The 11,532-nt window shown below is 42.3% G+C and carries 11 protein-coding genes and 1 pseudogene; 2 read left to right on the top strand and 10 right to left on the bottom strand.

Annotated features, from left to right (window positions below; translation table 11 throughout):
* Positions 1-748: 748 nt before the first annotated feature.
* Positions 749-2,071 carry an OmpP1/FadL family transporter gene (locus ACJAT7_RS15175; RefSeq protein ID WP_415227644.1) on the top strand — a complete coding sequence of 441 codons (1,323 nt, stop codon included), beginning with the start codon at positions 749-751 and terminating at the stop codon, positions 2,069-2,071.
* A 138-nt stretch (positions 2,072-2,209) separates the two neighbouring features.
* Here the strand turns inward: ACJAT7_RS15175 and glyA are convergent, their stop codons facing one another.
* Together glyA and ACJAT7_RS15165 are read right to left on the bottom strand one after the other, a co-directional pair.
* Positions 2,210-3,475 carry a serine hydroxymethyltransferase gene (glyA, locus tag ACJAT7_RS15170; protein ID WP_415227643.1) on the bottom strand — a complete coding sequence of 422 codons (1,266 nt, stop codon included), beginning with the start codon at positions 3,473-3,475 and terminating at the stop codon, positions 2,210-2,212.
* Between the two features lie 221 nt (positions 3,476-3,696).
* Positions 3,697-3,840, bottom strand: coding sequence for a hypothetical protein (locus ACJAT7_RS15165; RefSeq protein ID WP_415227642.1), 144 nt, complete (start codon positions 3,838-3,840; stop codon positions 3,697-3,699).
* Between the two features lie 107 nt (positions 3,841-3,947).
* Between ACJAT7_RS15165 and ettA the strand changes: the two genes are divergently transcribed.
* Positions 3,948-5,612 carry an energy-dependent translational throttle protein EttA gene (gene ettA / locus ACJAT7_RS15160; RefSeq protein ID WP_415227641.1) on the top strand — a complete coding sequence of 555 codons (1,665 nt, stop codon included), beginning with the start codon at positions 3,948-3,950 and terminating at the stop codon, positions 5,610-5,612.
* A 98-nt stretch (positions 5,613-5,710) separates the two neighbouring features.
* Here ettA and ACJAT7_RS15155 read toward each other — a convergent pair whose 3' ends face one another.
* From ACJAT7_RS15155 to ACJAT7_RS15120, 8 genes and pseudogenes are all read right to left on the bottom strand, one after another.
* Positions 5,711-5,902 (bottom strand): YwbE family protein, encoded by a 192-nt coding sequence (locus tag ACJAT7_RS15155; RefSeq protein WP_415227640.1) that lies wholly within the window; start codon positions 5,900-5,902, stop codon positions 5,711-5,713.
* 28 nt (positions 5,903-5,930) lie between these two features.
* Positions 5,931-6,557, bottom strand: coding sequence for an HAD family hydrolase (locus ACJAT7_RS15150; protein ID WP_415227639.1), 627 nt, complete (start codon positions 6,555-6,557; stop codon positions 5,931-5,933).
* Between the two features lie 158 nt (positions 6,558-6,715).
* Positions 6,716-7,180, bottom strand: a complete 465-nt coding sequence (locus ACJAT7_RS15145) for a heme-degrading domain-containing protein (protein ID WP_415227638.1) — start codon at positions 7,178-7,180, stop codon at positions 6,716-6,718.
* On the bottom strand, positions 7,177-8,232 hold the full coding sequence (locus ACJAT7_RS15140; RefSeq protein WP_415227637.1) for an oxidoreductase: 1,056 nt from the start codon (positions 8,230-8,232) through the stop codon (positions 7,177-7,179). Before ACJAT7_RS15140 ends, ACJAT7_RS15145 begins: the two co-directional genes overlap by 4 nt.
* Positions 8,225-9,004, bottom strand: a complete 780-nt coding sequence (locus ACJAT7_RS15135) for a DeoR/GlpR family DNA-binding transcription regulator (protein ID WP_415227636.1) — start codon at positions 9,002-9,004, stop codon at positions 8,225-8,227. The genes ACJAT7_RS15140 and ACJAT7_RS15135 overlap by 8 nt, the downstream gene beginning before the upstream one ends.
* 206 nt (positions 9,005-9,210) lie before the next feature.
* Complete coding sequence (locus ACJAT7_RS15130; protein ID WP_415227635.1) at positions 9,211-9,702, bottom strand: Slp family lipoprotein; 492 nt, start codon at positions 9,700-9,702, stop codon at positions 9,211-9,213.
* Positions 9,703-9,716: 14 nt separating this feature from the next.
* The gene (locus tag ACJAT7_RS15125; protein WP_415227634.1) at positions 9,717-10,232 is read right to left on the bottom strand and encodes a Slp family lipoprotein; all 516 of its coding nucleotides are present in this window, start codon (positions 10,230-10,232) and stop codon (positions 9,717-9,719) included.
* Positions 10,233-10,527: 295 nt separating this feature from the next.
* Positions 10,528-11,532: pseudogene (locus tag ACJAT7_RS15120) on the bottom strand (hypothetical protein); the annotation flags it as partial.

Raw genomic sequence — 11,532 nt, 5'->3', positions numbered from 1 at the left:
GAGCTTCACCCGGATGCTAGAACAAGGCATAACATGCTGACCTTTCGAGCGATTAACTGCGTTAATCCTCTATCGGTAGATGTTAAATGCAAGCATTTAACATCTTGAATGGTTATTCCCTTTTCAAATGTTATAACGCAGTGCGCGCTTTCGGGTGAAACTCCCTTCGGGCAAGGCGATAAACGATAATCTTCGTTGTTAGCAGGTTTTGATTTAGAATGCTAGATCATCAACCTTCTGCCTAGAATCTCATCATTTATCGACTTGCTGACTCCTCCATCTTGAAGTAGCTTGGGTATAATCATTATTCTTTCAATTTATTAGTGCACACGGAGCAACTTATATTATGACCATCAATAAGTGAACGTCACACCTAAAAGATCAAAAGTATCAAGAAACCTGCGCACTGGCTTATCAGAGTAATATAAAAAGTATAGAAGATGTTTTAGCGCAACACCTGAGTTGTGTGAAAATTAAATAAGCATATGATTTTTCTATTACTTCACAGCTAATTGAGTTAATTTAGATTAAACTTAATAAGCAAATGGTAATTTAGCGTCACATTAATTACCTTTAACTAATTTACATTCTTACGGCTTGATCTCAAACAAACTTAGTCTGCCCTTCTATCTATATGCTTCCCTTGAAATTTTTTAGCAAAATAGAAGTAATGTACGGCTATCTGCAATCTCACGGTATCGTTATCTTTTCTGTTTTTCTAAAAATTTTTAAATTAAGGGAAATAGAAATGAAAACAGCAACACTTTTATTGACGAGCTGCGTGGGATTAGCCCTTGTTAGCCAAAGCGCTTTTGCCACAAATGGTATGATCTCTCACGGTTACGGCAGTATAGATAAGGCCCTTGCCGGTACGGGGGTTGCTTACTCCCAGGAGGCGATGTCTATGGCATTAAATCCTGCAGGTTTAGTTAATGTAAAGGACAGCGTTGATTTTAATCTTGCCCTTTTTGCGCCGACACGTGGTTATCATTCGGACGGCGAAGCAAGCCCCGCATTCTCAATTGGTCCTCAGCATATGGAAAGTGATAACTCCCTCTTTCCCATCCCAAGTTTTGCCCTAGCTAAAAAACTCAATGAGCAAACTACAATGGGCTTATCTCTTTATGGCAGTGGCGGGATGAACACCCAATATAAAGGCGGCTCTGCAACCTTGTTCAATGATCAGGGACAATCAATGACTATGCCGGGTACATTTGGCAATGGCACAACCGGCGTTAACTTAACGCAACTCTTTGTTAACAGCTCAATAGCAAGCAAATTAAATGAAGATCATTCGATTGGCCTTAGCCTGTTATTCGGATTTCAAACATTTTCTGCAACGGGTTTACAAAATTTTGCCGGCTTCTCATTAGATAGTGACAAGCTAAGCGACAATGGTACTGATTATTCATATGGTTATGGTTTTAAAATTGGTTATCAGGGTAAATTAACCGAGACACTGCATATCGGCGCAAGTTACCAAAGTAAAATGAAGATGAGTGAATTTGAAAAATATTCAGGCTTATTTGCCAATGATGGTAGTTTTGATATGCCAGCAACAATGCAAATCGGTACAGCATGGGAAATGCAGCCAGATCTTATTTTATTTGCAGATATCCAACATATCGCCTATTCCGATGTGCCCGCAATAGGTAATAAATCTGAAAATTTATTTGATTGCATGCACTTAGCTGGTAGTCAAAGCTGCTTAGGTGGCAGTTCAAGTACCGGTTTTGGTTGGAATGATATGACCGTCTACAAGATTGGATTGCAGTGGGATATGCTCACGACAACATGGCGTTTAGGTTATAGCTATGCAGACCAACCCGTTGATCAGGATGAGTTACTCTTCAACATCTTAGCGCCAGGTGTAGTTAAGGAACATTTTACTGCTGGATTTAGTAAAACGCTGACCACAGACTTTGTATTACATGGCGCATTTATGTACGCACCTGAGAACACTGTGTCCGGTAATAACACCCTATCGGGACTCGATGGCAGCGACTCACAAAAGATTTCCATTTACATGAGTCAAATGGAAATTCAGTTCGGTCTGCAGTGGAATATATAATTCCTGACTGCTGATTAAAATCCGCTCGTTATCTAGCGGATTTTTTTTACGCTATGATTTAAAAAAAGCAAAAAAAAATGCCGTTCACTCAAGGTAAACGGCATTAATAGTGATTACTTTTTTAACTGATGTTGCAGATTAGCCGTAAACTGGGCACGCTTTACAAAGCGCAGCCACTTTAACTTTAACCGCTGTAATTGTTGCAGCAAGTTTAGCTTCATCTTTAATTGCATCAAGAATGTCACACATCCAGTGGGTAAGTTCAGCAGATTGTTGTGCATTAACACCACGACGAGTCAGTGCGGGTGTACCAATACGTAAACCAGATGTTACAAATGGAGAGCGTGGATCATTGGGTACAGAGTTTTTATTAACAGTAATATGCGCACTGCCCAGTGCAGCATCCGCTTCTTTACCTGTGATCTCCTGTGCAATCAAATCAACAAGGAAAAGATGGTTGTCAGTGCCGTTAGAAACAATTTTATAACCGCGCTCTTGGAACACTTTAACCATCGCTTTGGCATTATCTAAAACCGCTTGCTGGTAAACAGCAAACTCTGGCTCAGCACACTCTTTAAATGCAACCGCTTTAGCAGCGATAACATGCATTAATGGGCCACCTTGACTACCTGGAAATACAGCAGAGTTTAATTTTTTCTCAATCGCTTCATTCGCTTTAGCAAGAATCAAACCGCCACGTGGACCACCCAATGTTTTATGTGTGGTCGTTGTCACCACATCAGCAAAAGGAATTGGATTTGGGTAAAGTCCTGCAGCCACAAGACCAGCAACGTGCGCCATATCTACAAATAGGTAAGCACCCACTTTATCTGCGATTTCGCGGAATTTAGCCCAATCAACAATACCTGAGTATGCAGAGAAACCGGCAATAATCATTTTTGGTTTATGCTCAAGCGCTAAACGCTCAACTTCAGCATAATCTAAGATACCCGTTTCAGGGTTGATGCCGTACTGAACAGCATTGTATGTTTTACCTGAAAAACTAACAGAGGAACCGTGTGTTAAATGACCGCCGTGAGCCAGGCTCATACCTAAAATAGTATCACCAGGGACGCAAAGTGCTTGGTAAACTGCACCGTTTGCTTGTGAACCAGAATGCGGTTGTACGTTTGCGTAATCTGCACCGAATAAAGACTTAGCACGTTCAATTGCCAATGACTCAGCAACGTCCACATACTCACAGCCACCGTAATAACGCTTACCGGGGTAACCTTCTGCATATTTATTAGTTAACTGACTACCTTGCGCTTCCATTACACGAGGACTTGTGTAGTTTTCTGATGCAATAAGTTCAATATGGTCTTCCTGACGTTGAACTTCATCTGTCATTGACTGCCATAATTCTGGATCGTAATCTGCAATATTCATATCGCGGTTAAACATGCGCATCTCCTGCTTGGAATGGTAAATTCAAATATTTCGTTGATATAGCGCATTTTACGCAAACTTTGGCCTGTTGCATAGCGCAAAAAAGATGAATAATTTAGTCGATCAAGATGACAGATTTTTATATTAACTACTTTGACTATTAAATTGTTTAATACTCGCATCAGATTAGCCTTTGGCAATGGCGCTGCCCACCGCTATTTAAACCCATATCGTTTTTAATCCTCTAGAAAATCAAGCGAATAGTTAGCAGCAATTTTTAACTCGTTAACACCAAGCGGATCGCTTCCTAGCCTAAAAACAGATAAAAAATTGAGTGAATGAAAATCATAAAAATGATCTTGGTTCGCTAAACGACTCATTTATTGTATCTGACGCTGTAATCACTCTTATCCTTATCGCGGCTGTTTTATTTCCCTGCGTTTTCCCCTATCATCGTTACCACTATCCCTTATTAATAAGAGTACTGATGGCACAGTTTATTTATACTATGAACCGCGTGAGCAAGGTAGTTCCACCTAAGCGCACTATTTTAAAAGATATCTCTTTGAGTTTTTTCCCTGGCGCAAAAATTGGCGTACTGGGTTTAAACGGCTCGGGTAAATCAACCCTGCTGCGTATTATGGCCGGCATTGATAAAGAGTTTGAAGGTGAAGCGCGTCCGCTTACAGGCACTAAAATTGGTTACTTAGCACAAGAGCCCGTTTTAGATCTGGAGAAAAATGTACGCGAAGTGATCGAAGAAGCGGTAAGTGATATTAAAAATGCACTGACAGAATTAGATGCCGTGTATGCAGCCTACGCGGAGGCGGATGCCGACTTTGATGAGCTTGCTAAACGGCAAGGGCAGCTTGAAGATATTATTCAGGCGCACGATGGCCATAACTTGGATAACCAACTTGAACGTGCCGCTGATGCGCTGCGTTTACCTCCTTGGGATGCGCAAATCAAAGTACTTTCAGGTGGTGAGCGTCGCCGCGTTGCGCTATGTCGTTTACTGCTTGAAAAACCAGATATGTTGCTGCTTGATGAGCCCACCAACCACTTGGATGCCGAATCAGTTGGCTGGCTGGAGCGTTTCTTACATGACTACGAAGGTACCGTTGTGGCCATTACCCATGACCGTTATTTCTTAGATAATGTCGCAGGTTGGATTTTAGAGTTAGACCGCGGCTATGGTATCCCTTGGGAAGGTAACTACTCATCATGGCTAGAGCAAAAAGATGAACGTTTAAAACAGGAAGGTTCACAAGAAAAAGCACGCCAGCGCCAAATAGAGACAGAACTGGAATGGGTTCGCTCCAATGCCAAAGGGCGTCAATCTAAAAGCAAAGCACGTCTATCTCGCTTTGAAGAGCTCAATAATCAAGACTTCCAAAAACGCAATGAAACCAATGAGCTGTTTATTCCAACCGGGCAGCGTTTGGGCGATCAGGTTATTGACGTCAGCCATCTTAAAAAATCATTTGATGGTCGGGTATTAATTGACGATCTTAGTTTTAGCATTCCCAAAGGGGCTATTGTCGGTATTATCGGTGCCAATGGTGCGGGTAAATCGACCCTGTTCAAAATGCTCTCGGGTGAGGAAAAACCAGATGCAGGTGAAATCATTATAGGTGAAACCGTGCAGCTGGCCAGCGTAGATCAATTCCGCGATGATATGGATGATAAATTAAGCGTTTTCCAGGAAGTGTCCGGCGGGAGCGATATTATCAAAATAGGTAATATCGAAATTCCAAGCCGTGCCTACCTTGGCCGCTTTAACTTTAAAGGCACAGATCAACAGAAAATTGTCGGTCAGCTATCCGGCGGGGAACGCGGCCGTTTACACTTAGCGAAACTGCTGAAATCGGGCGGCAATATGCTGTTACTTGATGAGCCCACCAACGATCTTGATATCGAAACGCTGCGTGCGCTTGAAGATGCCCTGCTCAGTTTTGCAGGCTGCGCTATGGTTATTTCCCATGACCGCTGGTTCCTGGACAGAATAGCAACGCATATTATTGATTACCGCGATGAAGGTGTCGTAAACTTTTATGAAGGTAACTTTAGTGATTATGAAGAATGGCTGAAGAAAACCTATGGCGCGGCAGCACTTGAACCGCACCGTATTAAATACAAACGCATCTCTTAATTTCTTTTAAGAGCGCATCATTTTAGCCTCCTTTTGGAGGCTTTTTTTATTCAACCTGATAGTTTGCCCGCTAAAATAACAGTAAACTTATTTGCTCATTATTCAATCACTTTAACTCGCCCTACCGCCCCGCTTTCTAAGCGCACTTTAATGCCGTGTGGATGATTCGGTGAATTAGTCAGAATGTCTTTAACTATCCCCTGTGTTAGTGCGCCACTACGCTGATCTTGTTTTAATACAATGGCGACCGCTAACCCTTTTTTGATATTAACCCGTTTTGTTCCGATCATACTCTATTACTCCTCCCTGCTGCGCAGGTCAAACCTGCTTCTCTAATGCTAACTGATCAGTGAGTTCAGTAAGCCCTTGGATAACACCATCGATCACCATTAAACAATGCATTCCTGCTGCGGTGGCGGACTGATAACCTATTTTTGTATCTTCAAAAGCCAGACATTTTGCCGGATCGATCTTCAATAACTCCGCTACTTTTGCAAAAGTATCTGCAGCAGGTTTGGGATTAAGCACATCATCAGAACTGATCAGGGTATCAATAAACTGAGTTAATCCTATTTTATCAAGCGTAAACAGCGCTTCATCCCGGGACGAGCCCGTCGCAACACCAATCGGTAACCGACCACTGTTTTTGAACACGAGATCGCGTGTTTCAGCGATCACGCCCAAATCATCTCTGATGGATAAATATTTTTCTGTTTTATATGCGCCAGCTGAGTCAATATCCAACGGGCTGTTTTGCTTCTGCGCAATAATTTCAAGCGTTTCTCTAGTCGGAATTCCGCCTAGGGTATAAAAATAATCTCTGTCAAAAGCAAATCCGAATTGCTGCGCGGTCAGCTCCCACGCTTTTAGATGCAGCGGCATGGTATCAGCCAAGGTGCCATCTAAATCAAAAATCAATGCATCATAATGTTCAAAAATACTCATTAACCTCTCCAATTAAGGCTGTTAGGCAGCCCGTTACAATACATTTCAGTCTATATTTCAGCCGATTAAGAGTGCAATATTAATCATTGATCACTGTTATCACATTTTGCCGCCAGCCACTTATCCATATTTTGGGCTGGAAAAGATCACGGATATTTTCATCCACAATGCGCGGCAATGGCATTAATCACCATTTGATGATCTTCATCAGAGGGCAACCCCGAAACTGTGATTGCACCAATGACCCCGGAGTTTTTTATGCGAATCGGAAAGGAACCTCCGTGCGCGCAATATTCTCGGGCATCAATATGCGTTTGCTGTTCGAAATCTCTGTTTTTGGACTGATTATATCGGCCGATATAAGCCGTGCTGTGGCCAAAACGCAACACGGTCTGACGTTTTCGTTGTACCCAATGTTGATTATCCGGCTGCGTGCCCGACATGGCAAAAGAAAATAGCCTCTGATTGTAGGCGTACACTTCAATCGCCACCGGCGCATTTTGTACATCGGCAAGTTGTTTTAATCGACTCCCCAATTGCCAGGCAGTTTCATTATTAAAAAATTCAAACTGCAACTGCGTTTCTTGAGCCAATAGCTCAGCTAATGAATAATGGTCGCTCATAACGGCACCTTTAGGGTTTTACCCAATTGACTGCTTGCCATTGCCAGTTCAATAAGACGGATATTAGCCAATGCGTCAATAGCGGCAACTGGCGTTTGACTGCCATAACGAATTGCTTCTGCCATTTGCAGATAAAAATGCGGATAGTTACCAGACTCTGTCGCAACGGGCTTAGATGAATCCGCTAAATATAAAACGCCGTATTGCGCCGGATCTTCCGCTCCGTAATTATCAGCATCAAGCTCACAGCCTGATTTTAATTGTTCTTCCTGCGGATCCAGCCCGAACTTCACATAATTACCCAGCTCGCCCTGCACATTAAAACGCATATTGGGGCCCGCGCTAAATAACGATGCATTTAAAACAGCAAGCTTATCTGGGTAATGTAGGGTTAAACTGAAAAAATCAATATTGGTTGACCCTTCGCGCATTATTTTACACTGCGCGGTAATAGCATCTGGCATGCCAAATAACTGTAATGCCTGATCAATAAGGTGCGGGCCCAAATCAAATAAGATACCGCCGCCATCACTGGCTTTCTCGCGCCAGCGTTGACGCACTGTGGGTCTGAAACGATCGAAGTGCGATTCAAAGTGTTTAATGCTACCGATTTTATTTTCTGCAATCAGTTTTTTAACCGTTAAAAAATCACCATCCCAACGACGATTATGATAGACACTGAGCTGCAATTTTTTTTCTTTGGCCAGTGCAATTAATTCCTCGCCATCAGAGATGTTAGTAACAAAGGGTTTTTCTAAAACCACATGTTTATTATGCGCTAAAGCCAGTTTAGCGAGGGAAAAATGGACATCATTAGGGGCGGTAATAATCACTAGCTGCGCATCACTATTTGCTATTAGATCTTCAGCACTTAAATAGTGACGGACATCTGGCCAATCGTGTTTGACGGCCTCAACCTGGCTACTACTAATTGCGCTTACCTCAAATTCATCCAGCGCATTAATAAAGGGAATATGAAAAGTTTTCGCAGAGTAACCATAACCGATAATGGCGGTTTTAATCGAGGGTAATGACTTTATTTGGCTAGACATTGTCTGCTCCTTGCTGCATTTCATTGGCAATTATTATTTCTATTTCATGTTTATTGAGCAACACTAATAGGTTTTGTGGGGGGGATTGATCAGTGATCAGGATATCTACTTTATCTAAGGGGCCGATCTGGTAAAGATTTTGTTGTGCAAATTTGCTGCTGTCACAGAGCAAAATAACTTGTTGTGCCTGCGCTATCATCGCTTGTTTAATATGTGCTTCATCTTCGTTGGCGCTAGACAAGCCAAATTCAGAGAGCGCGCAAACGCCTAAGAAAACTTTATTAACACGGTAAGCGGATAATTGCTGCACAGCCGTAGGACCGAAAATAGCGCGATGGTGGGTGTTAAGTTGTCCGCCTAAAAGGTGCACATTAATATTCGCCCGGTCGGCTAATAATGCCAGGCAATCAACGGAATTGGTCACAACATGCGCAGCCGTTTTTAATTGGCTGGCCATTGCCGTTAAACTTGTTCCCGCATCTAATATAATATAATCATCAGGTTTCACTAACTCTGCGGCTATTTTTCCTATAGCCATTTTACTGCTGCTCATTTGTGAGCGGTGCAGATAAGGCAAATCTACTGTTTTAACCGCCACCAAGATAGCACCACCACGAACGCGCTGTACATCCGGCAACTGCGCAAGTTTAATCAGATCGCGTCGGGCTGAATCTCGTGAGATGGAAAAATATTCGCAAATGTTTTCCATGGTTAATTTTTTAGTAGACGATAATAGCTCACGCTGAGCTAATAAACGTTCATCTTGTGTCATTCAAAATCACCTTTGCTTATATATACTTAAGCATATGTAAGTAATTATATATTTAACTCCATTTAAAAAGCAACATTAAATTGACGTTTCAGCTTGCTATAGATGAGTAAACCAGATTGGTGTCGCCCTACTCTTAGCAGGCACAGGGTGAAATTAAGAGGCGCTTTCTCTGCTACTATTTTTTCGCTTAACTCATTTTAAACAGCTCAAAACATTACCCCAAGACCAAAATGAAACTGCGGCTCTTTGACCTGTTCCTGTTTACGCCAAAGGTAAAGTTGATTTATATTAACTAGCGGATAAATATAGTCACTTTTACCAATGCGCCCGCTACGTTTTTCATGCAACGTCCCCCTCACCGTCATTAAACGCCCTGGCGCATAATCTGTGAGTTCCATATAGCCCTCTTGAATAGCCAGAAAACGCCCCACTGGCGCCTGCCCGGTATTCGGCTTTTGTTCGCTGGTTAATGGATAAGCAAGGATTTCAAACTGGGTCACATCTTGCAGATTAACACTGGAAATAATTACGCCCCCCCATAAGATGAGCTCATTTTTCAATACTGCACTTTCGGCCACCACGCCTTGCGGGGTAATAGTAAGATCAATCCCATCGCTGGCAAATTTATCATTCGTAGTACAGCCCCACAAAAGCATTGCAGTAAACAACATAAAAACAGGTCGCCATCTATTGTTCATAATCGTCTCCATTGTCACCATCTAGATGATGGCGGGTAGCGTGTGTAGTGATAAGGCCAAGGATCATAGAGTCCCCAAGCTAACGGGTGATCATGATAGACAACCGTTTCCTGTTTCGGGGGCCACAGATAAACCGCGCTGACCGTAACAACGGGAAACGAATAGAGATACTCACCTATCAGAGCAACATGCTCTCCGGTAAGGCTGCCAGCAACAGTCAGCAAAGCCCCTACTTTATATTCAAGCGGATCAACAAAACCAGAAAAACGAGCAATAAAACGGCCGCTACTTTTACTACCGCTGCTCGGCTGACCATTGCTGCTGAGCTTGCGACTTACGACTTCGATCCAGGTCTGCTCAGCTTTGTTTTCGACTTTACTGATCACGCCGCCCCAACGCACCCGGGATCCGTAAAACTTCTCGATATCCACCCGAACTTCATCGACACTAATATCAGGCGCAGGAATATTATTGATTGCTGTCGGCACCACAGAGGCGCAACCACTGAGTAGCATTATTAATATAAGCAAGCATGACCGCTCCATTGGTGACCTCATATATAAGAGATAAAAATAAACTATTCACATTGTTAGTAAAGTATAGGCAGCGATCAGCTACAGTAAAGGGACAGGAAGATCATCACTCGCATTAGAACGTAGGTTGGAGTCTCGTACAACACAGATTGGCAAATCAAATAGAAGGTGATGCAAGTCATGAAAGAGCGAGATGATAAAGGTATTCCCAGTAGCGACGATGAAAATACCTCTGTAACAAAGAGTTCTAAATATGGCTGCAGTAATTATCATGTAAACATAAAAAGTTAACTCAAAAATAATGGTAAAGCGTTAATTTCCCTAATTGCTCTTCAGTTTTCCATTTATGGTAGCCAACTTGGCTGCGAATTGCCCAGTTAGTTGATAAGGCCCAGTTCCATGACAAATTAACTTGACTGTGATGACTCACATCTACATTGAGCAAATGCATAACATTGCCAGAAATCGCAACTTTATTAGATGAATTAATTTCCCAGTACGCGCCTAACTCAGCACCAAGCGCTATTTCCATAGTGCTATCGGTAATATCACCCAGGTTAATTTCTGTTGAAGCTAATAGATAGCTATGCAATAAATTCGGATCTCCCCAAGATTTACCATACCCACCTTGGACGAACCATCTGCTAGTGCGTTTATAAAGATCGGGCTGGCGGTCATACCCCATACGCAAATTCCATGACCAAGTATCAAAAATGCGATTATCAGGTGCAAGCGACATTGCATCTAAAAAATAGAAACGTTCTAAAAGAGCAGCATTATCATCATCCATACTGACTTCTATATCTAAAAAACTAATTTTAGCTGCGGGAATAAAACCAGCGGAAGCATCCATTAAATCATGATAGGCAAGTCGATAAGATAAACTAAATCTTTCTGCGTAATCTTGATAGTGGTTATAACTGACCGACACTCGAGAAGATGCATGTCCTTTTTCTGGTGATGCAGAGGGTGATTCGGCCTGCATAAATGGGGATTTACTTTTTACTTTGCTGCGTTGTATTAGCAAATTAGTTAAACGTGGCGCGATCAACTCCCGGTTTAATCCTTGATTATAAAACTCAAAATTCAACCATTCATAAGCCATCTCTAAAATTGCAGCTTGCTCCTGCTCTGTGTATTTTGTTTGCTCCAGAGGCGCACCGGACATGACTGAACGCGCTTCTGCTAGTAAAGTGTCGTTAATTTGTTCGGAATAAGCATATAACTTTGTTCCAAAAGAGGGCCGATAGTTAGGCTCAGATAATAAATCACTATCGCGTAGCATAGCGACTGTATC

The sequence above is a fragment of the Psychromonas sp. genome (genome assembly GCF_047632995.1).
Classification (GTDB): Bacteria; Pseudomonadota; Gammaproteobacteria; order Enterobacterales; family Psychromonadaceae; genus Psychromonas.
The sequence above is the reverse complement of the archived record's forward strand: the minus strand, read 5'-3'. Positions and strand labels throughout refer to the sequence as shown.

What these genes read in the sequence shown, in the direction of transcription:
- ACJAT7_RS15175 (WP_415227644.1), top strand. Translation starts at nt 749, where the DNA reads ATGAAAACAGCAACACTTTTATTGACGAGCTGCGTGGGATTAGCCCTT.
- glyA (WP_415227643.1), bottom strand. Translation starts at nt 3,475, where the DNA reads ATGTTTAACCGCGATATGAATATTGCAGATTACGATCCAGAATTATGG.
- ACJAT7_RS15165 (WP_415227642.1), bottom strand. Translation starts at nt 3,840, where the DNA reads ATGAGTCGTTTAGCGAACCAAGATCATTTTTATGATTTTCATTCACTC.
- ettA (WP_415227641.1), top strand. Translation starts at nt 3,948, where the DNA reads ATGGCACAGTTTATTTATACTATGAACCGCGTGAGCAAGGTAGTTCCA.
- ACJAT7_RS15155 (WP_415227640.1), bottom strand. Translation starts at nt 5,902, where the DNA reads ATGATCGGAACAAAACGGGTTAATATCAAAAAAGGGTTAGCGGTCGCC.
- ACJAT7_RS15150 (WP_415227639.1), bottom strand. Translation starts at nt 6,557, where the DNA reads ATGAGTATTTTTGAACATTATGATGCATTGATTTTTGATTTAGATGGC.
- ACJAT7_RS15145 (WP_415227638.1), bottom strand. Translation starts at nt 7,180, where the DNA reads ATGAGCGACCATTATTCATTAGCTGAGCTATTGGCTCAAGAAACGCAG.
- ACJAT7_RS15140 (WP_415227637.1), bottom strand. Translation starts at nt 8,232, where the DNA reads ATGTCTAGCCAAATAAAGTCATTACCCTCGATTAAAACCGCCATTATC.
- ACJAT7_RS15135 (WP_415227636.1), bottom strand. Translation starts at nt 9,004, where the DNA reads ATGACACAAGATGAACGTTTATTAGCTCAGCGTGAGCTATTATCGTCT.
- ACJAT7_RS15130 (WP_415227635.1), bottom strand. Translation starts at nt 9,702, where the DNA reads ATGAACAATAGATGGCGACCTGTTTTTATGTTGTTTACTGCAATGCTT.